The organism is Pseudoalteromonas sp. S8-8, assembly GCF_000497875.1.
Lineage (GTDB): Bacteria > Pseudomonadota > Gammaproteobacteria > Enterobacterales > Alteromonadaceae > Pseudoalteromonas > Pseudoalteromonas arctica.
This window is the reverse complement of record NZ_AUTR01000035.1, coordinates 26,855-53,624: the sequence shown is the minus strand read 5'-3', so window position 1 is coordinate 53,624 and position 26,770 is coordinate 26,855. Positions and strand designations below refer to the sequence as shown.

Genomic DNA, 26,770 nt, shown 5'->3' with positions numbered 1-26,770 from the left:
GTCTGAAAAAACAAAAAAGCCGAGTATTCCCATACTCGGCTTTTTAATGAAATTAAGCTTTAGCGGTTACTCGCGAACTTGGCCTTCACCATTCACTAAGTACTTCTCAGTAGTAAGTGACTCAAGTCCCATAGGGCCGTATGCATGAAGCTTAGAAGTTGCTATACCAATCTCTGCGCCTAGACCCAGCTGTGAGCCATCAGAAAAGCGAGATGATGTATTAACCATAACTACAGAAGCATCAACACTACGCTGGAATAACTCTGCAGCGGCTGCGTTTTTAGTGCAAATTACTTCAGTGTGGTTTGAACCAAACTGTGCAATGTGTTCAACCGCTGCCGTAAAGCTTGGAACAACGCGAATAGCGATTTCTAGGTCTAGGTATTCTTCACCAAATTCGTTATCGGCTAACACAGTTGCATTATCAAAGTATTTAGCTGCAAAGCTGTCAGCATTTATTTTTACACCTTCTTGGCGTAATACAACTGCGCACAGATTTAAAAACTCATCTGCAACATCTTGATGAACTACTAAGCCCTCAAGTGCATTACAAACACCCGTACGTTGCGTTTTACCGTTAAGTAGTAAGTTAAGCGCAATTTCTAGGTCTGCATCTTTATCTACATATAGATGACAAACGCCTTTGTAATGCTGAATTACTGGGATCGTACTGTTTTCAGTTACAAAGTTAATTAAGCCTTCACCGCCACGTGGAATTATTAAGTCAATGCTTTCACGTTGCTGCATTAATTCCATTAATAGTGCACGATCTGGATCTGGAATCACTGAAATAAGTGATACTGGTAAGTTATGCTTTTCAAGTACGCTGTGCATTACACTTGCGATAGCTTGCGAACTTTTAAGTGCTTCTTTACCGCCACGTAAAATTACGCCATTACCTGATTTAAAACATAATGCGCCAGCGTCTGCTGTTACATTTGGGCGTGCTTCGTAAATCATACATACAACGCCAAGAGGTACGCGCATTTTACGAATTTTAATGCCATTTGGACGCTCTGTAATATCACGTAGCTGACCAACAGGATCGTCCAGGCTTACGATTACTTCAATACCTTCTGCCATTGCTTCAATACGCTCATCGTTTAGCGTTAAGCGGTCGATCATTGAGGCTGCTAAGTTATTGTCGCGTGCTGCGCTTAGGTCACTTTCGTTTTCTTTGATTATAAATGCTTTTTGCTCTCTTAATGCCGCTGCCATTTCAACTAGTACTTGATTTTTAGTCTCGGTATCGAGTAAAGCAAGTGTATGGGCAGCTTTAGCTGTCTGGCGTGAAATGTCCGTAATTAAACTCATGACTTCTCCAATAATGCGATATGTTTTTCAGATATAACTGGTCCAATTGAATCCTGCATTTTTTCGCTGAATTCACTCTGTTCGTTGTCTGCAATAAAGTTTAACAAACAGCTACTATAATTTGCGGTCGCTTTAGCTAAACGCGTACCGTCTTCACTACGTACTAAAATGGTATCACCAACAGCAAATTCACCATGGACTTCCATGATTTCATCACCGCGAATACATCCACTTTCACCTTCAAGGGATTCATCAAATGATCCATCAACAACAACTTCACCTTGCTCATTTGCTGTGTGTGTCATCCAATGTACAGAATCTTGCATCGGTTTTTCGTACGGTAAAAATACGCTACCAGGATTTTCCCCAGCTAGCAGTTTCGTAAATGTTTCTTCTTTAAAGCCGTTTATAATATAAGTCGCGATACCATGTGACGTTGCTTTTTCTGCCGCCTCTATTTTGGTTTTCATACCACCAGTACCAACAGCACTTGTAGCACATCCTGCCATAGCATAAATAGATTCATCAATTGATTTTATTTCAGGCAGTAACACCGCATCATCATGTAAGTTAGGGTTTTTATCATATAACCCATCAACGTCTGAGAATATTAATAAAGCATCGGCATCGGCAGCTGCTGCGACCATTGCTGATAAGTTGTCGTTATCACCCACTCTTAAGTCGTCGGTAGTTACAGCATCATTTTCATTAATGATAGGAAAAACACCATGCTCAAGTAAAGTAAACACTGTTTCGCGAATACTTTGATAACGCTCGCGGTCACGTAAATCGCCATGCGTTAATAATAACTGCGCAGATGGAAAGTCAAAAAAGCGGTCCCACATGGCGATCATTTCTGTTTGGCCTGCTGCCGCCATTGCTTTTTTCATCACCACAGAGCGAGGTTTGTCTGATGGGAATAAATGCGCTCCAGCCGCTACAGAACCCGATGATACTAAAATCACCTCGATTCCACGGGCACGACAACGAACAATGAACTGTGCGATGGTTAATATGTAACGCGAACGGCAGCCATCTTGATCTGGTGCAATTAATGCACTACCTACTTTAAGTACGATACGTCGCCAATTTAACTTTTGCATAAATGCTCAACTTTCCATTTTATCTGCGCTCATCTTAATTAGACGAGCTAAAACTAAGTAGCTAGGTTTAAAACATAGCTTCGAATTTTTCTTTTCATTTAGGCAACACTTTTTTACACACACGCAAAAACCATATCTAAAACAAGAAGCTTAGATTTGAGGTTAAGTAAAAGTAGCAACAACCCAATAATATTGAGCAGCACTAATCAAAAAATTTAAAAGTGTTGTTTATGCATCGCTGTAAAAAGCTGTGTGTGGCTTTTTTATTAACAACATACATAGAGCCTCTAAAGTCTGATACACCAACAGATAGGGTGAAGACCAAAGGACCGAGATTTAACCGCCACGATGGGGGGCTAAATATTGAAAGTAATAGTTCAACTCAAACCTTTATTTACTTAAATAATTAAATAATTAAATAAACTTGTTTGGCAAAACCATACCAAGAATTCGGCAAATGATATTTTGTAATGCTCAAATACTAGAAACATCACTAACACATGATTATAAAGATTAAAAATGACGTTAAGATTAACAAGCCTGTTTTATCTTCAATAAACTTCGTTAGATGACTAATTATTAGAACACGAAGTATAATACACCAAATACCCCTTTAAAATCAAGGTTAAAATTCGAACTAAGTTAATACAAAACACTCATACCCTTTATATTGTTATTAAAATTCAATAAATTAAACAATTAATACACTTTAAAATAAGGTGGCTAAGTTCTCGCTAAATAATTTAAGCCTACTAATCTTTTATAAGCAGCTAAAATTGATTAGTAATATTTGAGTTTCCGGTGTATACCCCTGTATTAATAATTAACAAAAGTTATACTTTCTAAACATATCGTCATAAATAAGGAATTCTTAATCTATGTCAGCAATTTACATAGCCGGTATCGCACTTTGCTCTGTGCTTGCCCAATGGGTCGCGTGGGCTTTTAGAGTACCCGCTATTCTTTTCTTATTGCTTACTGGTCTTTTACTTGGACCATTTAGTGGTGTTTTAGACCCTGATGCACTTTTAGGTGATTTACTGTTTCCAGTAGTATCACTAAGCGTTGCCATCATTTTATTTGAAGGTTCCTTAACTCTGCATTTCAGAGAATTAAAAGGGATAGGAAAAGTTGTAAGGAATCTCTGCTCAATCGGTATGCTTACTACCTGCATTATTATTAGCCTAAGCGCCTACTGGTTGCTTGAGCTTAACTGGCGTGTTGCTGCGGTACTAGGCGCAGTACTCGTTGTTACTGGCCCTACCGTTATAGCACCGCTATTAAACTCAATGCGCCCAACACAAGACATAGACCGTATACTTCGCTGGGAAGGTATTGTAATAGACCCAATTGGCGCATTATTTGCTGTATTGGTATTTGAAGCTGTAATGCTTGTAGGCCAAGGCGAAGTATTTAGTCATACTATTATTGCTTTAGTTAAAACCCTAGGTGTCGGTTTAAGTATTGGTGTTGCTGCAGGTTGGCTAACAACCCTATTAATGCGTCGCGAGTGGCTGCCATTTGAATTACATAAGTTTGGGATTTTAGCACTAGTCCTTATTAGTTTTTCTGTATCAAATTATTTAAGCCATGAATCAGGCTTATTAGCAGTAACTGTATTTGGTATTTGGCTTGCGAACCAAGACGATTTAGAAATAGATTCTGTACTTGAGTTTAAAGAAGACTTGTCGATGATATTAATATCAACGCTGTTCATTTTACTTGCAGCACGTTTACAGCTTTCTGATTTGATGATGCTCGACAGCGATGTATTTATATTTTTAGCTATTGTGCTTTTTGTTGCACGCCCACTGTGTATTGCTATTTCGACCTTTGGTACTGACTTACCAATGAAGTCTCGCTTGGTACTTGCCTGGATTGCTCCACGCGGTATAGTTGCCGCAGCAGTTGGGTCGGTATTTGCACTAAGTATGATGGAAGCTGGCGTTGCTGATGCTGAAAAGATGGTGCCACTTATATTTACGGTGATCATCATTACGGTTGTGCTGCAAAGCTTAACAGCCATCCCTGTTGCCAAGCTATTAGGTGTACGCCAACCATCGCCAAACACAATATTAATTATTGGTGCAAACCATGTATCGCGTGCAATTGGACGTGGCTTACAAGAGCAGAATATTCCGGTTCACCTTTCAGATCCTGCATGGGAAAACTGCAGAATGGCACGTATGGATGGCTTAGCTTGTTATTATGGTAACCCGCAATCAGAGCATGCTGAACGCTACTTACCTCTAACAACTATTCGCAGTGTCTTAGCGCTATCGCCAAACCGTCATCATAATGCGCTAGGCGTTCAATACTTTTCGCATTTACTTAATGAAAAAAATGTATTTTCGCTTCGCTCATCAACGTCGCATGCTAAAGCAAATAAAGACAGTGCAACGTTTTTATCTAGACAAATATTGTTTGGAGACGAAGGCTCGTATGCACGTTTAAGCAGTATTATAGCTAAAGGCGGTAAGGTTAGTTCAACACGTATCTCGGATGAGTTTAGCTGGGAGCAATACCTAGAAATGAACCCTGAGGCTATCCCTTTGTTTATTCTTAAAGGTGATAAAGACAGCGACGACGATACGCCTATTAAGCTAAGACCGTTTACAATCAACATGGAAAAACCACCGCAAGAAGGTGAACGTGTTGTTGCATTACAGCCGCCTAAAATGTCGGTTTTAAAAGACCCGCAAACAAAGGCTAAAGAAGAAAGTTAAACACTTTTACAGGTAGTAAAAACTCAAAAACCCTAACTTAAAAAGTTAGGGTTTTGTTTTTAAGGGCCATTAAATAGGAAGACGAGCTCGCGCAACCACACTATCTGGCATTTTTTGCGCTAACTTAGTCAACGCTCGCTCAATTTTTTTATGAGTAGCTTTATCTGCCACCATAGAATTAAATAGCCAACGGTATGCATCTTCAAAATCTCGCGGGCTGCCATAGCCATCATTAAATAATTTAACCAAACGTAGTTGTGCTTTTAAATTGCCTTGCGACGACGCTTCACGCAAATACGTAATTGCCATTGCTTTATCTTGCTGGACTAAACGCCCAGTGTCGTAGTAACGCCCTAACTGCTCTAGCGCTGCCGCTAAGCCTTGCTCAGCCGCTTTTCGCATGTAATACACACCTAACTCTACATTACGATCCACGCACACGTTATAAGCCAGCATATCGCCGTATAAAAATTGATAAGACGGCAATGCCATTTTATTGGCTCGTGCTTCTATATCTTGCACTAACTGGCAATCATCTGCCTTTACCCGCGCTAAATGCGTATTTTTATTTATTAACGCAATTAGCTCAGATTCTGTATACAGCGGTACAGCAGCAGGGCTTTCTGTAGCTAAGCTGTTGGTTGCTATAAATAAAGACAGCGGAATTAACGAAAGCCTTAATACGCAATTACGGTAAAATAAACGCATGCTCACCACTTATAAAAATAAACTTATTAAAATATATACAAAGATCGTTCCAAGGTGAATTTTAGATACAAAAAAAGCTGCACTAGGCAGCTTTTTTTAATCTAATGGTAATTACGCAAACGGGTTGCGAAGTACCATAGTTTCTACGCGGTCTGGACCTGTAGAAATAATATCAATTGGAACACCCGTAATTTCTTCAATACGCTTGATGTAGTCAATCGCAGCTTTTGGTAAACCGTCAAGACTCGTTACACCAACAGTGTTTTCTGACCAACCTGGCATTTCTTCGTATACTGGCGTTACTTTATCGTAACCTTCAGCTGCTAATGGTGTTACGTTAGTAACTGTGCCATCTTCAAGCTTGTAACCAATACAGATTTTAAGCGTTTCTAAGCCATCTAAAACATCAAGCTTAGTTAAACAAAAACCTGAAATACTGTTGATTTGAACCGCACGGCGCATAGCCACTGCATCTAACCAACCAGTACGACGAAGTCGACCTGTTGTAGCGCCAAACTCATGGCCTTTATCACCTAAGTGCTTACCAACTGGATCTTGTTTCTCAAGACCGTCGTAAAGCTCTGTAGGGAAAGGGCCTGAACCAACACGTGTAGTGTACGCTTTAATAATACCTAAAACGTAATCAAGGTTTAATGGACCAAAACCTGCACCAGTAGCAACGCCACCAGCTGTAGTATTTGAAGATGTTACATAAGGGTAAGTACCGTGATCGATATCAAGTAACGTACCTTGTGCACCTTCAAATAAAATGTTTTCGCCTGCTAAACGCGTTTGATCTAAAAGCTCAGTTACATCTACAACCATTGCTTTTAAGATATCAGCAACAGCCATTGCATCATCAAACGTTTTTTGGAAATCTACAGCGTCTACTTTGTAGTAGTTAACTAAAGTGAAGTTATGGTATTCAAGAACTTCTTTTAATTTAGCTGCAAATAATTCAGGATTAAATAAATCGCCTACGCGTAAACCACGGCGAGCCACTTTATCTTCGTACGCAGGACCAATACCACGGCCAGTTGTACCAATTGGCTTATCGCCACGAGCAGTTTCGCGGGCTACATCTAATGCAACATGGAAAGGCAAGATTAGCGGACATGCTTCACTTATTAAAAGACGCTCGCGTACTGGTACGCCGCGTTCTTCAAGCATGCCAATTTCTCTCATTAGCGCTTCTGGTGATAAAACTACACCATTACCAATCACACATTTAACATTGTCACGTAATACACCCGATGGAATAAGGTGTAGAACCGTCTTTTCACCTTCGATAACTAAAGTATGACCCGCATTGTGGCCACCTTGATAACGAACTACTAAAGATGCTTTGTCTGTAAGGAGATCAACTACCTTACCCTTTCCTTCGTCACCCCATTGGGTGCCTAATACAACAACGTTTTTACCCATCGTAAATTCACTTAGAGAAAATTAGGACGAGATTTTACCAGAAAACTAAAGTAAAGATCACCCCTGTTCAGCTTATTTTTTCTGCGCGCATTTGTTATATCCAAATATTAGCTAATAACCACATAAATAACAGTGATTTAAAGCACTAGACTGTGTTTAACAAAAAGCCCCGCAAATGCGAGGCTTTTTAACTTTTAAATAATTAGCGTAAAGCCTATTGAGCTTTAGCGCCTTTCATATATTGGAAGAAGTCGCTATCTGGTGAAAGCACCATAACGTCTTGCTTATTTTTAAAAGTCTTTTTGTAAGCCTCGAGCGAACGCACAAAACTAAAGAACTCAGGGTCTTTGTTATACGCGCTTGCATAGATGCCTGCTGCATCAGCATCGCCTTGACCACGTACAGAACGCGCATTACGCTCTGCATCGGCAAGCATTACTGTTACACGACGGTCAACACCCGCACGAATAGTCTCGGCTTTTTCCTGACCTTCAGAACGGTGCTCTTTTGCAACAGCAGTACGCTCAGCGCGCATACGTTGGTAAATAGAGCTACTCACTTCTTGTGGTAGGTTAATTTGCTTAACACGTACGTCTAGCACCTCAATACCAAGCTCACGTGCACTTTCAGAAGCTTGTACTAACGCTTCTTCCATCAACTCGCTACGCTCACCCGATACAATTTCGCGAATTGTACGTGTACCAAAGTTTGTACGAAGACCATTATTTACTTTTTGTTTAAGTAGCGTTTCAGCATATTGCTTATCGCCACGGGCACGCAAGTAAAAAGCGCTAAAGTCATTAACACGCCATTTTACAAACGAATCAACAATTAAGTCTTTTTTCTCACTAGTAACAAAGCGGTCCGGCGCACCATCTAGCGTTTGAATACGTGCATCAATGCGACGTACTTGGCTAAAAAATGGCACCTTAAATTGTAGGCCTGGGCCATATACAATCGCTTGATCGTCGCTGTCTTTTTGTACTTTACTGAATAACATTACAATTGCTTTTTGCCCTTCAGGTACAACAAATACCGATGAGAAAGACATAACAATGGCAGCTAATAGTATTACTAAACTAAAGTTTTTCATTATGATTATCTCCCATCATTGAAGCGGTCGTTGTTAAAGCGGTCATTGCCACTATTAACAGAGCTATTGCGCGACGTATTTACTTTATTGCGTAAATCTTGAATATCACTAGAGCTTGGAAGTGCAACACGTGTTGCTGTCCCTTGCTTATCCATGATCTTATCAAGTGGTAAATAAAGCATGTTATTACCGCCTTTAACATCAACCAATATTTTAGAACTACTCCCTAACACTTCTTCCATTGCATCAATGTATAAGCGCTCACGAGTAACTTCTTTAGCTGCTTGATATTCAGGTAATAGCTTTTCAAAACGAGCTACTTCACCTTGTGCTTCTAATGTAATACGCTCTTGGTAACCTTCCGCTTCTTGAGTCATACGCGTTACTTGACCACGAGCACGCGGTTCAATTTCACGAGCATATGCTTCTGCTTCACGAATGAAACGTTCTTCATCTTCTTGTGCAGCAATCGCATCATCAAATGCATCTTTAACTTCAGTTGGCGGACGAGAGTCTTTAAAGTTCACGTCAGTAACAATTAAACCTAAGTTATATGGTTCGATAATCTTATTAAGCTCATCCCATGTATTTTGACGCACAACCTCACGGCCATTAGTTAATACTTGGTCCATTTTTGCATGGCCCACAACGTAACGTAGTGCACTATCTAGTGCTTCTTCTAAGCTACTATCAGCGTTAGTTACGCTAAATTCATAAAGGTATGGGTCAATAACACGGTATTGCACCTGAAACTCAACGCTCACTACGTTTTCGTCTTCAGTAAGCATGAAACCAGAAGCCGATAATGAACGAACTGCTTCAATATCTACTGGGATTACCGTTTCAATAAACGTCATTTTCCAACGCAGACCAGGATCAGCAATTCGGTCATATTTACCAAATTGAAGAACCACACCACGCTCGGCTTCTTTAACCGTATAAATACCACTTAACGCCCATACAATAACGGCGATAATAAGTATGAATGAAATACCGGCTCCGCCAAGTCCACCGCCGCTACCATTGCCGGATTTTTTCCCGCCAAATAAGCCGCCGAACTTGTTACTAAACTTGCGGAACACCTCGTCTAAATCAGGTGGGCCTTGATCACGTCCGCCTTTATTATTCCACGGATCTTTGTCATTGCCATTATTACCCGGTTCATTCCAGGCCATAGCTATACTCCATTGTTATCTAAATAAATTAGGAAATTGTGTTAAATCTAACAAATCTACCGCGTTTCTCATACAAAAACCGACATTAAAACGTCAATTTTTAATTACGGTTGATAAAACCAGCAATTTCAGGACCAAATTCTTTAATTAAACGATTCCACTCAACCATTGGCATTCTAACATCTAACAGCCAATTACCTTGCTCATCAAAGCGTTCTTCATGTACTGCATTTAAACTAAACAATGCAGCCCTTAGGCGACCATACAATGGCGTAAGAAATAATGTTTCGTTAAACATCTTCTTAGCAAGTAGCTCACTAATAGCTTCACTAAGTAATTCACACCCTTCACCAGTCTGAGCGCTAAGCCATACTCTTATAGGTTGGCCTTCGTCATCTCGATCAATACGTGGGCTTACGTTATCCAGCGCATCAATTTTATTATAAATTAATAGCTGTGGTACTTCATCGGCTTCAATTTCTTTAAGCACCGATTGTACTTGTTCAATATTTTCTTGAAGACGAGAGTCTGCTGCGTCAATTACATGTAACTGTAAATCAGCTTCACGAGTTTCAGTTAGCGTTGCTTTAAAAGCAGCAACTAAGTCGTGCGGTAAATGACGAATAAAGCCCACTGTATCAGCTAAGATAACAGGACCAACATCACCTAATTCAAGCTTACGTAGAGTCGGGTCAAGCGTTGCAAACAACTGATCGGCCGCGTATACATCTGAATTCGTAATTCGATTAAATAATGTAGATTTACCCGCATTGGTATAGCCAACTAACGATACCGTAGGTATTTCGTTACGAGTACGAGCTCGCCTACCTTGTTCGCGTTGCACTGCTACTTTAGCTAAACGCGCACGGATATTTTGAATTCGGGCACGAAGTAATCGTCTATCTGTTTCAAGTTGGGTTTCACCAGGTCCACGTAAACCAATCCCGCCTTTTTGGCGTTCAAGATGGGTCCAGCCCCGAATTAATCGAGTAGACATATGGCGAAGTTGTGCCAATTCAACCTGCAGCTTACCCTCATGGGTACGTGCACGTTGGGCAAAAATATCAAGAATTAGCGTCGTTCTATCAAGCACACGACACTGACAAACACGCTCTAAATTACGCTCTTGTGACGGTCTGAGTTGATGATTGAAAATTACGACATCTGCATTGTGGATTTTGACAATCTCAGCTATTTCTTCTGCTTTACCGGTACCGACGAATAGTTTCGGATGTGGTGCTTGACGGCTGCCTTGCACAACCGCCAAACTACTAACACCAGCAGAAGATACCAACATTTCTAATTCATGAAGATCTTCACGATCCCCTTCTTTAGGTAAGTCGATATGAACTAAAATTGCCTGTTCGCCGGATTCATAGCGGTCAAACAAACATTATGCTCCTAATTAAAAGTTACCAGCTTCTGGCTCTTCAGTTTCTTCACTCCCTTGAACTGCTTGGAAGTTAACTGCGCGAGCAGGGACAACTGTTGAAATTGCATGCTTATAAACCATTTGATTTACGGTGTTCTCTAGTAAAATAACAAATTGGTCAAATGACTGAATTTTGCCTTGTAATTTTATGCCATTTACCAAAAAGATTGATACTGGAATGCGCTCACGTCGTAGTGCATTCAAAAATGGGTCTTGTAACGATTGGCCTTTTGCCATGTTATTGTTCCTTCGTTCTAGGTGTTATTATAATTAAGTGGCTGAACTTATTTGATAAAAAAACATTCAACTACTACTAGCTTAGCGAACTTACTACACGATGCAAGTTTTCTTCGTCACCTGTTGTTAACCAAGTAACATCAGGCCAGCTACGAAGCCACGTTAACTGACGTTTTGCCAATTGACGTGTTGCTGCGATGCCACGAAAAACCATTTCATCATGGCTTGTTTCACCCGCAAGGTAATCCCACATTTGTCTATAACCAACACAACGAATAGAAGGCATATTGGGGTGTAAATCCTTACGTAGATATAGGGTCGAAACTTCATTTTCAAACCCCTGATCAATCATTATTTTAAACCTTTCTTCAATTCGGCTGTGTAATTCGCTGCGTTCTTGCGGTGCAATCGCAAATTGATGAAAAGTATAAGGTAAAGCCGGCTGCTTTTGCTTTTGCAACTCAGTCATGGTCTTACCAGTTAACCTGTAAACCTCTAAAGCTCGATTAATTCTTTGTGAGTCATTTTCACTTATTTTTTCGGCTGCTTTTGGGTCAACTTTAACTAATTCTTTATATAAATGAGGCCAGCCAAATTCTTTAGCTTGTGCTTCTAGCTCTGATCTTATTACTGTATCTGCTTCAGGCAAAGGCGATAAACCATCAATTAAAGATTTGAAGTACAACATTGTACCTCCAACCAATACAGGTACTTTACCTTGTCTATGAAATTCGTCAATTTTTTGTACTGCATCGCGCCTAAAATCAGCAACTGAATATGTTTCACTCGGGTCAAGTAAGTCGATCAGATGATGCGGAGCTTTAGCAAGTTCTTCTGCATCGGGTTTTGCAGTACCAATGTTCATATCTTTATACACTAACGCTGAATCAACGCTGATTATTTCTGTATTTAAATGCTCGCACAGTGAGATTGCCAATGCTGTTTTACCAGCAGCAGTTGGACCCATTAAAAATATGACTGGTAAATTACTCAACACTGATACCTTAATCTAATTGCATTAAATAGTGATTTAGCTCTATTTTAACTGCTTTTTCGCGTAAGCGTTCAATAGTTTGCGGATTATTTTGTAAGCGCATTTGTTGCGCTAAAAACACATTGCTTAAATAAAACCGGGGAGGTACACATTTTATCTGCCACTCTAACCAATTCTCTATATTTTCAAGATCTGCTTTACACCCATCAAGTAGCTCACCTATCGCTGTACTTACATCAAGTAAATATAAGCACGCTGGCAATTTTTTAACCATTACAAACTGTTTTTCTATTACGAGTTCAAAACCAAGTAAAGTAAACCACGATTGCTGAGCTTCTATAAGTAAGCAATCTTCTTTTGATAAGTTTACTCTTACGGGCAGCAAAAGAGCTTTCCCTTCTAAACTTCCGGACTCTTTAATTTGATTATGCCAATCATCTACCAATGCATATTTGAAATGTGAGCAATACAATTGCTGCTCAACACTAAATACACACGCACCTTCATTAACACTGATGATTGAAACTGTCTTTAAAACATTATGCGCAGACTCTAACTGGTGTTGTGCTACGGGTATGTTTGCTACATTATCAAAATGCGCAGCGTGTTGCTCACTCACACCTTGATAAAACGCGTTTACATCATGATGGCTCGTACTTGGTGTAGCACGGTATGCCCCGCCACCGCCAACACTTCTAGTACCTGATGATGAACTACCAGCACTTCCAGAGTAAGAGGGCTGTAATTGCGATTTAGGGTAATCAAATACTCCATCCGCTTTTGTATCATTAGAACTACTATGCGCTGACCCCATAAACACAGGCGCAGATTCCATCTCAGAGCTAAGCGGTTCATTCGTAAACTCACCTTGCAGCGGCACTACCACTTGCTTAATAGCCTGTAATATAAAGTCATGAATTAAGCGCCCTTGATGAAAACGCACTTCATGCTTAGCTGGATGAACATTTACATCAACCTGGCGAGGGTCTATATCAATATAAATGACAAAACCGGGTAATTCTTGTGTTCCACTTACTTCTTCAAATGCCTGGCGTATAGCATGCAGAATAAGCTTATCGCGCATCATACGATTATTAACATAAGTATACTGAGTCGTATTAGCTGAACCTACAGGTAGCACCCAACCATGCAGCTGTAAGCCACCCTCTCCTGATTGAATATGCAAACCTTGCTCAGCAAAAGCCTTACCTGCAACTTGCGCTACACGTGTAATAGCCTGAGAGGGATCTGTCTTCGCACGATACTGCCTTACTACTTTTTCGTTGTGAGTTAGTGTAATAGAGACATCAAAGCGACTAAGCGCAATACGCTTTATCAACTCATCAATATGGCTAAATTCAGTTTTTTCGGTACGCAAGAATTTACGACGAGCTGGGGTGTTAAAAAATAAATCTTTTACTTCAATGGTTGTGCCATCAGGGTGCGCTACTGGCTTTACTTGCACGGCCATATCGCGACCTTCTGCAAATGCTTGCCAAGCAGCTTCTTGATCTTTTGGTTTTGAGCTTAGCGTTAAACGCGATACAGAGCTAATTGACGCAAGCGCTTCCCCCCTAAAACCAAGTGAACAAATATTTTCAAGGTCATCTAGAGATTTTAATTTACTTGTAGCGTGACGAGAAAGCGCGAGCGTTAGCTCATCTTTACTTATCCCTGAACCGTTATCACGTATACGAATAAGCTTATGACCGCCACGCTCTATATCTATCTGAATACGTGTAGCGCCAGCATCTAAACTGTTTTCGACTAGCTCTTTTACTACCGACGCTGGGCGCTCAACCACTTCGCCTGCGGCAATTTGGTTAGCTAAACGCGCGGGTAATATTTCAATATTCATGAGATTTCCTAGCAAGCATTGCGCTAATAATAATGACTAACTTTGTGGTATATCGAGCTCTTGCCCAATAAACAAAGTATTAGAGCTAAGCTTATTAACTTGTTTTAATTCAGTGACTGTAATGCCATAGCGACTCGCCAACATACTTAAAGATTCACCCGGGCGTACCTTGTGCTTTGTTGGATATTGCGACTTTAATTTAGCAAATAAAGAGTCATCAGGTGGATTTTTTAAATAGTAATTTTTAATTGAAGTAAATATAGCTTTAGCCAAACGCTCTTGATGGTTAGCACTTTTAAGCAGCTTTTCTTCTCGTGGGTTAGATATAAACCCTGTTTCTACTAAAATTGATGGGATATCTGGTGATTTAAGTACAGCAAGACTCGCATGTTGGGGATCTTTTTTATGCAGCTTAGCAACTTTACGTAACTCTTTAACCACTTCGTCAGCTACGTTTAAGCCGGTTTTCATAGAGTGATCCATCGACATATCAAGTAATGCTTGCGCTAAGTATTTTTCGTTAGCGGCATCTTTCATTACATCCGCAGCGCCACCTAAAAGCTCAGAGTGCTTTTCTTTATCTTCTATCCATTTACCTATCTCTGAATTAGCACGCCTTAACGACAACACCCAAACAGAGGCACCATTTGGTCCCGGGCTCGTAAATGCATCAGCATGAATAGAGACAAAAAAGTCGGCCTTTTTTTCACGAGCACGATTGGTGCGCGTATTAAGTTTTACAAAGTAGTCACCGCTTCGTACCATGCGCGAAATCATCCCACGTTCGCCATCAATCATGCGCTCTAAACGTTTTGCAATTTGCAGTGTTACTGTTTTTTCGTACGTGCCAGAGGGACCAATTGAACCTGGATCTTCGCCGCCATGACCCGCATCAATTGCAATCACAATATCGCGTTCTTGGCTTAACTGGCGGTTTTTAGCGGCTGTTTGAGCAGGAGAAACAACTGTAGTAGCTTGGCTTTTATTGTATAAATCGACAACGAGCCTGTTTTTATAAGGGCCTGTAGGCGCTAAAGCAAATACAACTGGCTTTACTGGTGCGTTTAATTCAAACACTAACCGAACACTGTGCTTATTTTTAGGTTTTGAGTAGCGTAGCTTGCTCACTATTTGATGTTTTGGTGGTACACCTGGTAGTATTTTTAACTCGCTAGTGTTTTCTAAATCAATTACTAAGCGGCTTGGGTTTTTAAGCATGAAATAGCTAAAGTCAGGCTTATCATTTAAATCAAATACCACACGCGTACTATCAGGGGATGGCCATACGCGTACACTATTAATTGTATTTTTGGCCCACAGCGGCAAGCTTATGGTAATAACCATAAGGTAAATAAAGAGTTTAACTACACCTCGGCTCATTTGATAATTACTGCCTTAACTATATTATTATTTGTTATTTAGTTTTTCGACAATTGCTACACCACGCTCACTGGCGCTATTAATAACAATTTTACGTTCGTTACCCATATAGCTTAGAGTAATATCTAAATCAGGCACAGGAATAAATTCACCACCTTTTTCTGGCCACTCAACAACGCAAATTGCATCTGGTGAAAAATAATCGCGTATTCCCATGTATTCTAGTTCTTCAGGATCACCTAAGCGGTATAAATCAAAATGATAAACATTTGCGCGCTCGAGTTCATAGGGCTCAACAAGTGTATATGTTGGGCTTTTAACTTTACCTGTATGTCCAAAGCCTTGCACTACACCTCGAGTAAACGTTGTTTTACCAGCGCCTAAATCACCATGTAAATAAATAACCGCACCTTGCTCTATAATATCAGCAACGCAATTACCCATTGCGACCGTGGCTACTTCATCAGTCAAATGAAATTCAAAACTACGCGTCATTACTACCTCAAAAATTCATTCAAAAGCGCATATTTGCTAATCATACCAGAATATTAATTTAAGGCGATAAATTGAGGTTTTAGACATAAAAAAACCAGATAAGCTAATGATAGAAGTTGTGTATGGATGTCTATTTTCGATACTTTGAAACTGTATTATTGTAATAAAATAAGGTAAGTGGGTTCTCAGACTAAAAGACTGTAAAAGAAAAGTAACACCATGAATTAGATGGCCCCATGTTGGCATTAAATTAACTGAGATATGTAAGTTTATTATCTAACTTCTTCTGATTCAGTAGATGGTTCTGCTAGCAAAAAAGTAACTGGTACATGAAACTCTCACCACTCCCCAAGATAACTTTGTATTTTCAGATAAAAGACTAACCCAAATGACCCGCTCACCCTAGTTTACTGTTTGCAGGTGCTTTAAATACAAAAAGCCCCAGCTAATGCCGAGGCTTTTTTAAAAAACTAACTTAATTAAAAAATTAAGCTTGTTTTGGACTAGAAATAACGTCTACTAAAGTCCAAGATTTATTCTTAGAAATTGGTGCGCATTCACGGATAGTAACTACGTCACCCGCTTTTGCTGTGTTATTTTCGTCATGTACGTGTAACTTAGTCGTACGTTTAATGAATTTCCCATAGATTGGGTGCTTCACGTAACGTGCGATAGCGATAGTGAAAGATTTTTCCATCTTGTCGCTGATTACACGGCCTTGAAGAGTACGAATTTTATCGCTCATTATTGACCTGCCTTCTGGTTAATAACTGTTTTTACACGCGCGATATCGCGGCGTACTGTTCTTAGCGTGTGTGTCTGAGCTAACTGACCAGTGCTAGCTTGCATGCGCATATTAAATTGCTCACGAAGTAGTCCTAGAAGTTCAGCATTAAGCTCTTCTACGCTTTTGTCTTTTAGTTCGCTAGCTTTCATCACATTACCGTCCGAGTTACGAAAGTTGTTTTGAATGGCAATTTACGAGCAGCAAGGTCGAATGCTTCACGAGCAAGCTCTTCTGAAACACCTTCCATTTCGTAAAGTACTTTACCAGGCTGAATTTCAGCAACCCAATATTCAACAGAACCTTTACCTTTACCCATACGAACTTCAAGAGGTTTTTCTGTAATCGGTTTGTCAGGGAAGACACGAATCCAGATTTTACCTTGACGTTTCACGTGACGCGTCATAGCACGACGAGCTGCTTCGATTTGACGAGCAGTCATACGGCCACGGCCAGTTGCTTTCAATCCGAAAGTACCGAAGCTTACTTTGTTACCGTTTTGCGCTAAACCGCGGTTGCGGCCTTTGTGCATTTTACGGAATTTTGTACGTTTTGGCTGTAACATTAGTCGCTACCTCTACTTAGCACTTTTCTTGGCTTTCTTTGGTGCGCGTTTAGCTGGCTTCTCTTGCTCTTGTACTAGTGGTAAACCACCAATAACTTCGCCTTTGAAGATCCAAACTTTAACACCAATGATACCATAAGTGGTTAAGGCTTCAGAAGTTGCGTAATCGATATCAGCACGAAGAGTATGTAGAGGTACACGACCTTCACGATACCATTCTGAACGTGCGATTTCAGCGCCGCCAAGACGACCGCTAACTTCAACTTTAATCCCTTTAGAACCGATGCGCATTGCATTTTGTACCGAACGCTTCATAGCGCGACGGAACATAACACGACGTTCTAGTTGAGAGGCAATGCCGTCTGCTACTAGTTGTGCATCTAGTTCTGGTTTACGTACTTCAGAGATATTAATCTGAGCAGGTACACCAGCGATTTTAGTTACCGCTTGACGTAATTTTTCTACGTCTTCGCCTTTTTTACCGATAACAACACCCGGACGAGCCGTATGAATTGTTACACGGATTGATTTTGCTGGACGCTCAATAACGATTTTAGACACAGAAGCCGTTTTCAATTCCTTAGTAAGGAATGTACGAACTTTGTGATCGCCAAAAAGCTGTGCAGAGAAATCTTTTGAACTCGCGTACCAGGTAGAAACCCAAGGTTTAGATATACCTAGGCGAATACCAGTAGGATGAACTTTTTGTCCCATTACTTATACTCCTAGCTATCTGAAACCATAACAGTGATATGGCTTGTACGCTTAAGGATGCGGTCTGCGCGTCCTTTAGCACGAGGCATAATACGTTTCATTGTAGGACCATCGTCCACAAAGATCGTTGTTATACGAAGCTCATCAATGTCAGCACCTTCGTTATGCTCTGCGTTAGCAATAGCAGACTCAAGTACTTTCTTAACTAATACAGCCGCTTTCTTCGGGCTGTACGCCAGGATTTCTAGTGCGCGATCTACAGGTAACCCGCGGATCTGATCTGCAACTAGACGTGCTTTTTGCGCCGAACCAGAGGCGAATTTATGTTTAGCTAATGCTTGCATTTATCTTCCCCTCTTATCGTTTCTTCGCTTTCTTATCCGCAGCATGGCCACGGTAAGTGCGAGTTGGTGCAAATTCACCTAGTTTGTGACCGATCATTTCGTCAGAAACGAAAACTGGTACGTGCTGGCGACCATTATGGACAGCAATGGTCAATCCGATCATGTTAGGTATGATCATTGAACGACGGCTCCAAGTTTTAATTGGCTTTTTCTCACCGCTTTCCAAAGCTTTCTCTACCTTCTTCAGCAAGTGTAGGTCTATAAAAGGACCCTTCTTGAGAGAGCGTGGCATGGCTATTCCTCAATATTACTTAGTACGACGACGTACTATAAATTTATCCGTACGCTTGTTCTTACGCGTCTTCGCACCTTTAGTCGGTTTACCCCATGGAGACACAGGATGACGACCACCAGATGTACGACCTTCACCACCACCGTGTGGGTGATCTACCGGGTTCATGGCAACACCACGAACTGTCGGACGAATACCACGCCAGCGATTTGCACCTGCTTTACCAAGTGAACGAAGCATATGCTCAGCATTGCCTACTTCACCTAGAGTCGCACGACAATCAGATTCAACTTTACGAACTTCGCCTGAACGAAGACGTAATGTTACATATTGACCATCACGAGCAAGGATTTGAACGTATGCACCAGCAGAACGTGCGATTTGAGCACCTTTACCTGGTTTTAATTCTACGTTGTGAACAGTCGAACCTACAGGCATATTACGCATTGGTAATGCATTACCAGGCTTGATTGGTGCATCAACACCAGACTGGATTGCATCGCCAGCTTTTAAGCCTTTAGGTGCGATAATGTAACGACGCTCACCGTCTGCATATAATACAAGAGCGATGTTTGCGCTACGATTTGGATCGTATTCTAAACGTTCAACAGTAGCTGGAATGCCATCTTTAGTACGTTTAAAATCGATTAAACGGTAGTGTTGTTTATGACCACCACCGATATGACGAACCGTAATACGACCATTGTTATTACGACCACCTGATTTAGAGTTTTTCTCTAAAAGTGGTGCGTATGGCTTACCCTTATGTAGATCAGAGTTAACCACTTTAACTAGGTGACGACGGCCCGCAGAAGTAGGCTTACACTTTTGAAGTGCCATAATTCTATCCCCTTATTACTCGGCGCCGCCGACAAAGTCTAGCTCGCTGCCTTCTTTAAGAGTAACGTAAGCTTTCTTCCAGTCGCTACGACGACCGAAACGTGCGCCAGTACGTTTTGTTTTACCCTTAACGTTAAGTGTGCGAACACCAGTTACTTCTACTTCAAAAAGCTTCTCAACTGCTACTTTAATTTCAGCTTTAGTTGCGTCATTTACTACTTTAAAAACAATAGTATTGTTTTCTTCAGCAGCAATTGTGCTTTTTTCAGAGATATGTGGAGCAAGGATCACTTTTAAAAGACGTTCTTCGCGAATCATGCTAGCGCCTCCTCAAGTTGCTTAACAGCAGCGGCTGTAATAAGTACCTTATCGAAAGCAATTAAGCTTACAGGATCGATACCAGCTACATCACGTGTGTCAACCTTATAAAGGTTACGTGCCGATAAGAAAAGATTTTCATCTACTTCTTCAGTCACGATAAGAACATCTTTAAGCTCAAGTTCTTTAAGCTTAGCAACTAGTTCTTTAGTTTTTGGTGCTGCTAGAGCAAAACTTTCAACAACGATTAAACGCTCTTGACGAACTAATTCAGATAAGATGCTTTTAATCGCACCACGGTACATTTTACGGTTTACTTTTTGGCTGTGGTCTTGTGGTTTAGCTGCAAAGCTAACGCCACCTGAACGCCAAATTGGGCTACGGATTGTACCGGCACGTGCACGGCCAGTACCTTTTTGAGCCCATGGTTTTTTACCACCACCGCTTACTTCAGAACGTGTCTTCTGAGCACGAGTACCTTGACGAGCACCTGCTGCGTATGCAACAACTACTTGATGTACTAATGCTTCGTTAAACTCACGTCCAAAAGTAGCTTCAGAAACTTCAAGACCGCCAGAAGCGTCTTTAATTGCTAATTCCATCACTAAATCTCCAGGACTTATGCTTTAACAGCTGGTTTAACGATAACGTCACCGCCAATAGCTCCAGGTACTGCACCCTTAACTAAAAGCAAATTACGCTCAGCGTCAACGCGAACTAGTTCTAAGTTTTGAGTCGTTACACGCTCAGCACCCATATGACCGGCCATTTTCTTACCTTTAAACACCTTACCAGGTGATTGGTTTTGACCGATTGAACCAGGAGCACGGTGAGATAGAGAGTTACCATGTGTAGCGTCTTGCATGCTGAAATTCCAGCGCTTAACACCACCTTGGAAACCTTTACCTTTAGAAGTACCGGTTACGTCAACCTTGTTGATTTCGTTGAATAATTCAACAGTAAGCTCAGCGCCTACTTCAAAATCGCCTTCACCACCGTTAAGGCGGAATTCCCACAGACCGCGACCCGCTTCAACACCAGCTTTAGCGAAATGACCCGCTTTAGCTTTGTTTACACGACTTGCTTTTTTAGTGCCTGCGGTTACTTGAAGCGCGTTATAACCGTCTGTTGCGTCAGATTTGATCTGAGCAATGCGGTTAGGTGTCGCTTCAATAACTGTCACAGGGATAGATACACCATCTTCAGTGAAGATTCGTGTCATACCCACTTTACGACCGACTAGACCTAATGCCATTTTCCTAAAACCTCTCTAATCTTTCGATTAACCCAGGCTGATTTGAACATCAACACCAGCAGCAAGATCTAAACGCATAAGCGCGTCTACAGTCTTGTCAGTTGGTTCTACGATGTCTATCAGACGTTTATGGGTGCGGATCTCGTACTGATCACGCGCATCTTTATTAACGTGCGGTGAAGTTAGTACAGTAAAACGTTCAAAGCGTGTAGGTAGTGGGATTGGACCACGTACTTGTGCGCCAGTGCGTTTCGCAGTTTCCACGATTTCTGCCGTTGATTGGTCAATCAAACGGTGGTCAAAAGCTTTTAGGCGAATACGAATGCGTTGATTTGACATTCTTAACCTCAATATAAAGAGCATATAAAAGAGCATAAAAAAACGACCGAAACAATCTTAAAACTTAAGATGTCGGCTGTTTGATTATATCTACGTTGAGTTCCAAATCGGAACTCCTGTTTATTAGCTTGAAATCCAAGCTTAATTTATCCTTTCTAATTCCCAGAGGAATTTTGAAAGCCTGCGTATTATAGAGGTATTGGTGATAAATGCAACAACTATTTAGAAACAATACAATGGCTGTAAATTTGATTAAATAAGCGCCCATACATGCTTATTAGCTATACTTGAACTAATAGCTCTACTTGCTAGTCAATAAACAAGTTAACACCTTAATTACGCAAACTAAGTGATTTTTAGATATTATGGTATCCTACTGCGCTAATTTTGCCCTTAATACTCTCAATATGGTGAGTCGATGCGTATTTTTAATTATTGTTTAAATGTTATGTCTGCTGGATTTAGCCGCTTATTTGTAAAAAGCAAAGTGCTGCCAGAAAATCCTATTAAACAGTATGATCTAAACCCTGAGTATCCTACATTTTATATAGTGCGTTTAAATTCACGATTTGATTTAGCGGCTCTCGCACATGCGTGTAAAAAAAATGGTCTACCTAGCCCAACTGAAGAGCAAGTATTAGGTAACCAAGATTTAGACCGTTTTATTGGTATTAAAAATCCACCACCACTGTTTGGTGATGAAGCTAAGCCAACCAATGCTTTAGCTCAAGGTAAACAAATTATTGAATACCTAATACAAAGTGGGCAGCAAAACGTACAAGTGGTTCCGGTTACTATTTTATGGGGTCGCGACCCGGGTAAAGAAAAGCCGGGGCTACGAACTTTAATTACGCACTCTCTAACTCCTAGCTGGTTTAGAAAGTTTTTTGTGGTGTTGTTTTCAGGACGCGACAACTTTATTCGCTTTAGCCAACCACTCGACTTATCGCTTTTAGTTAATGAAAAAGCCGATGTAAGCGAGTTACCACATAAATTATTACGTGTAGCACGTGTTCACTTTAAGCGCCAAAAGCTAGCTGCTACAGGCCCTAAAATGCCCTCTCGTGAACAATTATTTAATTCATTATTAGCGTCACCTACAATAAAAAAAGCAATTCAAGATGAAGCTAAAGCTAAAAACATTAGCCAAACAGAAGCCCGCCAAAATGCACTTAAGCTACTTGATGAGATAGCTGCTAATTACTCTGAAGCAATGATACGTGTGGCCGAGCGATTTTTAACTTGGTTGTGGAATAAGCTCTATAACGGTATTGATATTAAACACGCAGAACAAATTCATGAACTAACAGATAAAGGCCATGAAATAATCTATATGCCTTGTCATCGCAGTCATATGGATTACTTACTGCTTACTTACTCTATTTATCATTTAGGCTTAGTTCCACCACATATAGCGGCAGGTATAAATCTTAATTTTTTCCCTGCCGGTGGCATATTTAGACGCTCCGGGGCATTTTTTATTCGTCGCTCGTTTGCAGGCAATAAACTTTATTCTGCCATATTCAAAGAGTATTTAAGCCAACTGTTTATTAAAGGTTACTCTGTTAAGTTTTACACGGAAGGCGGTCGAAGCCGAACTGGGCGCTTACTTCCACCTAAAACAGGTATGCTATCTATGACATTACAAGCAATGCTACGCGGAATAGACAGACCAATATCTATCGTTCCTGTGTACATTGGCTACGAGCACGTCATGGAAATTAACACCTACCTTAAAGAGCTAGATGGAAAAGATAAAAAAGGCGAATCCATATTTGGTATTTTTAAGGCAATCAAAAACCTTAAAAACTACGGTCGTGGTAATTTAAACTTTGGCGACCCAATCTCGATTAACCAATACTTAAACGATAACCAACCTGATTGGCGTGATTCAATACACCCTACCGATGTGCAAAAGCCACAATGGTTAGCGCCACAAGTAACTAAACTTGCCGACCAAGTAATGGTTAAAATTAATAATGCGGCCGCGCTTAATGCGGTTAACTTACTAGCGATGATATTGCTGGTTAACGATAAACAAGCATTGAGTAAACCAAAGCTATTAGCACAACTTGATTTTTATCTGCGCTTACAGCGCGATGCAAGCTATAGCGATAAAGTAACCGCGCCAGACGAAACACCAGAGCAATTACTAACGCATGCATTAAAGCTGAATAAGTTTGAAGTTATCAGTGATGAATTTGGCGAAATTATTACTATTAGCGATAAAGAAAAAGTACTGTTTAATTACTACCGAAACAACATTTTGCACTTGTTTGCAGTACCAAGCTTAATTGCACTACATCTATTCAAACAACACAGCACAACTATTGAGCAATGCCAGCAACTTGTAAAAACGTTTTATCCGTTATTTGCTAAAGAATGGTATTTACAGCCTCTTGATGAAAACTATATAACGCGTATTTTAGCTAATTTTGCTGATCAAAATTTAATTGAGTTTGATGGCGATAACATTCATATAACGAACAGTAATGACTGCTTAGCTAAGCTAGAAATGCTTGGACGAGCACTTAGTTTTACTCTACAACGTTACGCTATTGTGATTGGTTTTATTCAAACAAGTGATGGCATTGAAAAAGCAGAATTAGAACGAGAGAGCCAAGTGCTTGCACAACGTTTAGGCACACTGCATGGTATTAAAACACCTGAATTTTTTGATAAAAAAGTACTTGTTAGTTTTATCGAAAACTTACGTGGCGAGTCGTTAATAACAGATGGTGATAAAGGCTTAGTAGGCAGTACACAACTTTGCGAAACCTACGCACACCTTAAAACATTACTGCCAGCACGCGTCTGGCAGTCAATCAGCGATATAGTACAAGATCAGTGTAACTAGTACTCTATCCATAAAAGGGGGTTAGCGCTGACGCATAACCCCTTCTTGCATTGTTGAGGCAACCAAGTTGCCTTGGCGATCAAAAAACTGCCCGCGTACCAAACCACACCCATTACTCGCACTTGGACTATCAATTGAATACAAAATCCAATCATCCATTCTAAATGGGCGATGAAACCACATTGCATGATCTATAGTAGCTACTTGCATATTTGACTGCATAAACGATACACCATGAGGCTGCAATGCTGTTGGTAAAAACTCAAAATCAGAGGCGTATGCTAATAAGTAATTGTGGATGCGCTGATCGTCTGGCATTTCACCATTAGCTTTAAACCAAATATGCTTTACTGGCTCCATAACTTCTGGTTTAAATGGGTTATGAAAAGTAACTGGTCGCATTTCAATTGGCATTTCACGCGTAAACTTATTACGAATGACTTCAGGGATATGCGAAGCGTTATCTTGATAAAACTCAAGTGATGAACGTAACTCTTCAGGTGCGGGTACATCAGGCATTGTTGCTTGATGCGACAAACCATTTTCTTCACCTTGGAATGACGCTGTCATATAAAAGATTGGCTTACCGTACTGAATCGCTTTTACTCGGCGAGTACTAAAGCTCTTTCCATCGCGAATAGTTTCTACATCATAAACAATCGGTTTAGCTGGATCGCCTGGGCGTAAAAAGTAAGAATGCAATGAATGAACTATACGCCCCTCAGGTAGAGTTTCTTTAGCGGCAGAAAGCGCCTGCCCCATAACTTGACCGCCAAACACAGCACCAAAGCCTAAATCTTGGCTTTGTCCTCGATATAAACCTTGCTCAATTTCTTCAAGTGTTAACAACGACAATAAATCATCTAATACTTGGCTCATTACTTCTTCCTCATTACCCTAGTATCCAAATGATACTATACAATAGTGGGAAGTAAATATTTGTTAGGAATACTGTTATGGCTTACTGGCTATTTAAAACTGAACCCGATGCGTTTTCATTAGATGATTTAAAAAACGCACCAAAACAAACGACTCTTTGGGAAGGCGTGCGTAATTATCAAGCACGCAATTTTATGCGTGATGGCGTTAAGGTCGGTGATTCAGTGATGATTTACCATTCAAGCTGTAAACACGTAGGTGTAGCGGGTATTGCCGAAGTGGCACACGATGCCTACCCAGATCCTACTCAGTTTGATTTAAGTAGCGACTATTACGATGCAAAAGCCACCAGCGACAAACCACGCTGGGTTGTTGTTGAGGTTACTTACCAAAGCCATTTAAAAAAATTAATTAGCCTTAAAGATATTAAAGCCAATAATAATATTACTGAAATCGCACTTAAAAAAGGCGGACGACTATCAATAATGCCTGTTACTAAAAATGACTGGGATGAAATAATCAAAATGGCGCAGTAACACCCTCTCGGTTTGACCTAATTTCATTGAGTTTGATATGATCTATGCTGACTTATAGCTGGAGGATTAATGAAATTACTGTATTGGTTAGATGAATGGTTGGCTCTCCCGCGCAATGAGCAACAAACTCGATTACCCATGACGGGTAGTGATTTACTCGGCGATGTATTTGTTAAGTATGAATTTGTTGACGTTAATAAGCCCCTGCTTTTTACTTTTTCTCCTGCTGGTACTAATGTGCAAGAACAAGATCTCAATCCTGATTTTGCACCATGGGGTTATCACTTAGCTCAAAAACAAAACGTAAACGTAATCGCTTTTCAGCATTTAGGTAAAAGTAATTGGTTTCGTAATCGTAATTTAATCTTTTTTCTCGAGCAATTATCAACATTAATCACTCCATTTGACTGTCGACTTGGCTATGGTTTAAGTCGTGGCGGATTTGCTGTTGGCGCTTTTGCTAAACTATTAAAGCTAAACCAAGTACTGTTCTTTCACCCGGTAAGCACTAAAAATAAAGAATTAGTACCGTGGGATGACCGCTCTAGTACCGATATAGCTCAGCAGTTTGACTGGCAACAAGATTATCACGATCTAGATTTAGGAGATGCCCAAGGCTATATCATTTATGATCCTACTAATCGTATAGACCGAATGCACGCCAAGCGCTATAAGCAGTTAACTCACTTACGAGTATTTGGTATGGGACATGGCACACACGCTACATATTTGAATAAGTTTGGGTTTTATAAGCAAGTAGCCGTTGATTTCATTCAACATCAGCAAATCGATATTGCACAGTTTCGCCTGCAAACCAAAACCTTACGCTTAAAAGAAGATTATTATCAAAGTCTCAATACGGCTAATGCAGACTCCCCTCATCGTTTAGCATTATTGAGTACAGCGCATAAAATTTTAGCTGATGAAAAAGAAGTGTATGTACAAGAGCATCAAGCAAAAATTGATATTCAGCCATTAATAGATGTGGCACTTAAGCACCAAGATGAGCACCCTAATGATGCTATTCAGCTATTAGAAGTCGCCCAGCAACTTCTACCTGACGACCCTCTAATTGAGCATAAACTCAAACAGTTGGAAGAGTAATTA

At 40.5% G+C, this 26,770-nt stretch carries 28 protein-coding genes; 4 read left to right on the top strand and 24 right to left on the bottom strand.

Annotation, left to right across the window (positions count from 1 at the left end; all coding sequences use genetic code 11):
- Positions 1-66 precede the first annotated feature (66 nt).
- Both L659_RS0111010 and proB read right to left on the bottom strand, forming a co-directional pair.
- A complete protein-coding gene (locus tag L659_RS0111010) occupies positions 67-1,314 on the bottom strand; it encodes a glutamate-5-semialdehyde dehydrogenase (protein WP_024590570.1) in 1,248 nt (415 codons plus the stop codon).
- Entirely contained in the window at positions 1,311-2,417 is a 1,107-nt protein-coding gene (proB, locus tag L659_RS0111005; protein ID WP_010554355.1) for a glutamate 5-kinase, read from the bottom strand. The genes L659_RS0111010 and proB overlap by 4 nt, the downstream gene beginning before the upstream one ends.
- Before the next feature lie 878 nt (positions 2,418-3,295).
- On the opposite strand from proB, the gene L659_RS0111000 reads away from it, so the two are divergent.
- A complete protein-coding gene (locus L659_RS0111000; RefSeq protein ID WP_007586413.1) occupies positions 3,296-5,143 on the top strand; it encodes a cation:proton antiporter in 1,848 nt (615 codons plus the stop codon).
- A 69-nt stretch (positions 5,144-5,212) separates the two neighbouring features.
- Here the strand turns inward: L659_RS0111000 and L659_RS0110995 are convergent, their stop codons facing one another.
- The 21 genes from L659_RS0110995 to rpsJ form a co-directional block, all read right to left on the bottom strand.
- Positions 5,213-5,851: a tetratricopeptide repeat protein gene (locus L659_RS0110995; RefSeq protein WP_007586412.1), complete on the bottom strand. Its 639-nt coding sequence runs from the start codon at positions 5,849-5,851 to the stop codon at positions 5,213-5,215.
- A 111-nt stretch (positions 5,852-5,962) separates the two neighbouring features.
- Positions 5,963-7,276 carry an adenylosuccinate synthase gene (locus L659_RS0110990; protein ID WP_010554354.1) on the bottom strand — a complete coding sequence of 438 codons (1,314 nt, stop codon included), beginning with the start codon at positions 7,274-7,276 and terminating at the stop codon, positions 5,963-5,965.
- Positions 7,277-7,490: 214 nt separating this feature from the next.
- Positions 7,491-8,369, bottom strand: a complete 879-nt coding sequence (gene hflC, locus L659_RS0110985) for a protease modulator HflC (RefSeq protein ID WP_010554353.1) — start codon at positions 8,367-8,369, stop codon at positions 7,491-7,493.
- A 5-nt stretch (positions 8,370-8,374) separates the two neighbouring features.
- Positions 8,375-9,544, bottom strand: a complete 1,170-nt coding sequence (gene hflK, locus L659_RS0110980) for an FtsH protease activity modulator HflK (protein ID WP_010554352.1) — start codon at positions 9,542-9,544, stop codon at positions 8,375-8,377.
- A 100-nt stretch (positions 9,545-9,644) separates the two neighbouring features.
- The gene (gene hflX, locus L659_RS0110975) at positions 9,645-10,934 is read right to left on the bottom strand and encodes a ribosome rescue GTPase HflX (protein WP_007586404.1); all 1,290 of its coding nucleotides are present in this window, start codon (positions 10,932-10,934) and stop codon (positions 9,645-9,647) included.
- 15 nt (positions 10,935-10,949) lie between these two features.
- Positions 10,950-11,213 carry an RNA chaperone Hfq gene (gene hfq, locus L659_RS0110970; protein WP_024590569.1) on the bottom strand — a complete coding sequence of 88 codons (264 nt, stop codon included), beginning with the start codon at positions 11,211-11,213 and terminating at the stop codon, positions 10,950-10,952.
- 76 nt (positions 11,214-11,289) lie between these two features.
- Entirely contained in the window at positions 11,290-12,207 is a 918-nt protein-coding gene (gene miaA / locus L659_RS0110965; RefSeq protein ID WP_024590568.1) for a tRNA (adenosine(37)-N6)-dimethylallyltransferase MiaA, read from the bottom strand.
- 10 nt (positions 12,208-12,217) lie between these two features.
- Entirely contained in the window at positions 12,218-14,065 is a 1,848-nt protein-coding gene (gene mutL / locus L659_RS0110960) for a DNA mismatch repair endonuclease MutL (RefSeq protein WP_024590567.1), read from the bottom strand.
- Between the two features lie 36 nt (positions 14,066-14,101).
- Positions 14,102-15,445, bottom strand: a complete 1,344-nt coding sequence (locus L659_RS0110955; RefSeq protein WP_024590566.1) for an N-acetylmuramoyl-L-alanine amidase — start codon at positions 15,443-15,445, stop codon at positions 14,102-14,104.
- A 27-nt stretch (positions 15,446-15,472) separates the two neighbouring features.
- Positions 15,473-15,940 (bottom strand): tRNA (adenosine(37)-N6)-threonylcarbamoyltransferase complex ATPase subunit type 1 TsaE, encoded by a 468-nt coding sequence (gene tsaE, locus L659_RS0110950; protein ID WP_007586392.1) that lies wholly within the window; start codon positions 15,938-15,940, stop codon positions 15,473-15,475.
- 487 nt (positions 15,941-16,427) lie between these two features.
- Entirely contained in the window at positions 16,428-16,685 is a 258-nt protein-coding gene (gene rpsQ / locus L659_RS0110945) for a 30S ribosomal protein S17 (RefSeq protein WP_002957888.1), read from the bottom strand.
- Positions 16,685-16,876 (bottom strand): 50S ribosomal protein L29, encoded by a 192-nt coding sequence (gene rpmC, locus L659_RS0110940; RefSeq protein WP_002957889.1) that lies wholly within the window; start codon positions 16,874-16,876, stop codon positions 16,685-16,687. The genes rpsQ and rpmC overlap by 1 nt, the downstream gene beginning before the upstream one ends.
- Complete coding sequence (gene rplP / locus L659_RS0110935) at positions 16,876-17,289, bottom strand: 50S ribosomal protein L16 (RefSeq protein ID WP_002957890.1); 414 nt, start codon at positions 17,287-17,289, stop codon at positions 16,876-16,878. The genes rpmC and rplP overlap by 1 nt, the downstream gene beginning before the upstream one ends.
- A 12-nt stretch (positions 17,290-17,301) precedes the next feature.
- The gene (gene rpsC, locus L659_RS0110930) at positions 17,302-18,003 is read right to left on the bottom strand and encodes a 30S ribosomal protein S3 (protein ID WP_002957891.1); all 702 of its coding nucleotides are present in this window, start codon (positions 18,001-18,003) and stop codon (positions 17,302-17,304) included.
- A gap of 11 nt (positions 18,004-18,014) precedes the next feature.
- Complete coding sequence (rplV, locus tag L659_RS0110925) at positions 18,015-18,347, bottom strand: 50S ribosomal protein L22 (protein ID WP_002957892.1); 333 nt, start codon at positions 18,345-18,347, stop codon at positions 18,015-18,017.
- A 13-nt stretch (positions 18,348-18,360) separates the two neighbouring features.
- Positions 18,361-18,639: a 30S ribosomal protein S19 gene (rpsS, locus tag L659_RS0110920; protein WP_004588689.1), complete on the bottom strand. Its 279-nt coding sequence runs from the start codon at positions 18,637-18,639 to the stop codon at positions 18,361-18,363.
- A gap of 15 nt (positions 18,640-18,654) precedes the next feature.
- The gene (gene rplB / locus L659_RS0110915; RefSeq protein ID WP_002957895.1) at positions 18,655-19,479 is read right to left on the bottom strand and encodes a 50S ribosomal protein L2; all 825 of its coding nucleotides are present in this window, start codon (positions 19,477-19,479) and stop codon (positions 18,655-18,657) included.
- Between the two features lie 15 nt (positions 19,480-19,494).
- A complete protein-coding gene (rplW, locus tag L659_RS0110910) occupies positions 19,495-19,797 on the bottom strand; it encodes a 50S ribosomal protein L23 (RefSeq protein ID WP_002957896.1) in 303 nt (100 codons plus the stop codon).
- On the bottom strand, positions 19,794-20,399 hold the full coding sequence (gene rplD, locus L659_RS0110905; protein ID WP_002957897.1) for a 50S ribosomal protein L4: 606 nt from the start codon (positions 20,397-20,399) through the stop codon (positions 19,794-19,796). The genes rplW and rplD overlap by 4 nt, the downstream gene beginning before the upstream one ends.
- A 17-nt stretch (positions 20,400-20,416) precedes the next feature.
- Positions 20,417-21,052: a 50S ribosomal protein L3 gene (rplC, locus tag L659_RS0110900; protein ID WP_002957898.1), complete on the bottom strand. Its 636-nt coding sequence runs from the start codon at positions 21,050-21,052 to the stop codon at positions 20,417-20,419.
- Between the two features lie 27 nt (positions 21,053-21,079).
- On the bottom strand, positions 21,080-21,391 hold the full coding sequence (gene rpsJ / locus L659_RS0110895) for a 30S ribosomal protein S10 (protein ID WP_002957900.1): 312 nt from the start codon (positions 21,389-21,391) through the stop codon (positions 21,080-21,082).
- A gap of 418 nt (positions 21,392-21,809) precedes the next feature.
- Between rpsJ and plsB the strand changes: the two genes are divergently transcribed.
- Positions 21,810-24,248: a glycerol-3-phosphate 1-O-acyltransferase PlsB gene (gene plsB / locus L659_RS0110890; RefSeq protein ID WP_024590565.1), complete on the top strand. Its 2,439-nt coding sequence runs from the start codon at positions 21,810-21,812 to the stop codon at positions 24,246-24,248.
- A gap of 21 nt (positions 24,249-24,269) precedes the next feature.
- On the opposite strand, the gene tesB is transcribed toward plsB, so the two are convergent.
- Positions 24,270-25,127, bottom strand: coding sequence for an acyl-CoA thioesterase II (tesB, locus tag L659_RS0110885; RefSeq protein WP_024590564.1), 858 nt, complete (start codon positions 25,125-25,127; stop codon positions 24,270-24,272).
- A gap of 77 nt (positions 25,128-25,204) precedes the next feature.
- Between tesB and L659_RS0110880 the strand changes: the two genes are divergently transcribed.
- The gene (locus L659_RS0110880; protein WP_024590563.1) at positions 25,205-25,663 is read left to right on the top strand and encodes an EVE domain-containing protein; all 459 of its coding nucleotides are present in this window, start codon (positions 25,205-25,207) and stop codon (positions 25,661-25,663) included.
- 69 nt (positions 25,664-25,732) lie between these two features.
- The gene (locus L659_RS0110875) at positions 25,733-26,767 is read left to right on the top strand and encodes a hypothetical protein (RefSeq protein WP_024590562.1); all 1,035 of its coding nucleotides are present in this window, start codon (positions 25,733-25,735) and stop codon (positions 26,765-26,767) included.
- Positions 26,768-26,770: the final 3 nt, after the last annotated feature.

Excerpts from the sequence above, each read along its gene's own strand:
- L659_RS0111010 (WP_024590570.1), bottom strand. The coding sequence starts at position 1,314 with ATGAGTTTAATTACGGACATTTCACGCCAGACAGCTAAAGCTGCCCAT.
- proB (WP_010554355.1), bottom strand. The coding sequence starts at position 2,417 with ATGCAAAAGTTAAATTGGCGACGTATCGTACTTAAAGTAGGTAGTGCA.
- L659_RS0111000 (WP_007586413.1), top strand. The coding sequence starts at position 3,296 with ATGTCAGCAATTTACATAGCCGGTATCGCACTTTGCTCTGTGCTTGCC.
- L659_RS0110995 (WP_007586412.1), bottom strand. The coding sequence starts at position 5,851 with ATGCGTTTATTTTACCGTAATTGCGTATTAAGGCTTTCGTTAATTCCG.
- L659_RS0110990 (WP_010554354.1), bottom strand. The coding sequence starts at position 7,276 with ATGGGTAAAAACGTTGTTGTATTAGGCACCCAATGGGGTGACGAAGGA.
- hflC (WP_010554353.1), bottom strand. The coding sequence starts at position 8,369 with ATGAAAAACTTTAGTTTAGTAATACTATTAGCTGCCATTGTTATGTCT.
- hflK (WP_010554352.1), bottom strand. The coding sequence starts at position 9,544 with ATGGCCTGGAATGAACCGGGTAATAATGGCAATGACAAAGATCCGTGG.
- hfq (WP_024590569.1), bottom strand. The coding sequence starts at position 11,213 with ATGGCAAAAGGCCAATCGTTACAAGACCCATTTTTGAATGCACTACGA.
- mutL (WP_024590567.1), bottom strand. The coding sequence starts at position 14,065 with ATGAATATTGAAATATTACCCGCGCGTTTAGCTAACCAAATTGCCGCA.
- L659_RS0110955 (WP_024590566.1), bottom strand. The coding sequence starts at position 15,445 with ATGAGCCGAGGTGTAGTTAAACTCTTTATTTACCTTATGGTTATTACC.
- tsaE (WP_007586392.1), bottom strand. The coding sequence starts at position 15,940 with ATGACGCGTAGTTTTGAATTTCATTTGACTGATGAAGTAGCCACGGTC.
- rpsQ (WP_002957888.1), bottom strand. The coding sequence starts at position 16,685 with ATGAGCGATAAAATTCGTACTCTTCAAGGCCGTGTAATCAGCGACAAG.
- rpmC (WP_002957889.1), bottom strand. The coding sequence starts at position 16,876 with ATGAAAGCTAGCGAACTAAAAGACAAAAGCGTAGAAGAGCTTAATGCT.
- rplP (WP_002957890.1), bottom strand. The coding sequence starts at position 17,289 with ATGTTACAGCCAAAACGTACAAAATTCCGTAAAATGCACAAAGGCCGC.
- rpsC (WP_002957891.1), bottom strand. The coding sequence starts at position 18,003 with ATGGGACAAAAAGTTCATCCTACTGGTATTCGCCTAGGTATATCTAAA.
- rplV (WP_002957892.1), bottom strand. The coding sequence starts at position 18,347 with ATGCAAGCATTAGCTAAACATAAATTCGCCTCTGGTTCGGCGCAAAAA.
- rpsS (WP_004588689.1), bottom strand. The coding sequence starts at position 18,639 with ATGCCACGCTCTCTCAAGAAGGGTCCTTTTATAGACCTACACTTGCTG.
- rplB (WP_002957895.1), bottom strand. The coding sequence starts at position 19,479 with ATGGCACTTCAAAAGTGTAAGCCTACTTCTGCGGGCCGTCGTCACCTA.
- rplW (WP_002957896.1), bottom strand. The coding sequence starts at position 19,797 with ATGATTCGCGAAGAACGTCTTTTAAAAGTGATCCTTGCTCCACATATC.
- rplD (WP_002957897.1), bottom strand. The coding sequence starts at position 20,399 with ATGGAATTAGCAATTAAAGACGCTTCTGGCGGTCTTGAAGTTTCTGAA.
- rplC (WP_002957898.1), bottom strand. The coding sequence starts at position 21,052 with ATGGCATTAGGTCTAGTCGGTCGTAAAGTGGGTATGACACGAATCTTC.
- rpsJ (WP_002957900.1), bottom strand. The coding sequence starts at position 21,391 with ATGTCAAATCAACGCATTCGTATTCGCCTAAAAGCTTTTGACCACCGT.
- plsB (WP_024590565.1), top strand. The coding sequence starts at position 21,810 with ATGCGTATTTTTAATTATTGTTTAAATGTTATGTCTGCTGGATTTAGC.
- tesB (WP_024590564.1), bottom strand. The coding sequence starts at position 25,127 with ATGAGCCAAGTATTAGATGATTTATTGTCGTTGTTAACACTTGAAGAA.
- L659_RS0110880 (WP_024590563.1), top strand. The coding sequence starts at position 25,205 with ATGGCTTACTGGCTATTTAAAACTGAACCCGATGCGTTTTCATTAGAT.
- L659_RS0110875 (WP_024590562.1), top strand. The coding sequence starts at position 25,733 with ATGAAATTACTGTATTGGTTAGATGAATGGTTGGCTCTCCCGCGCAAT.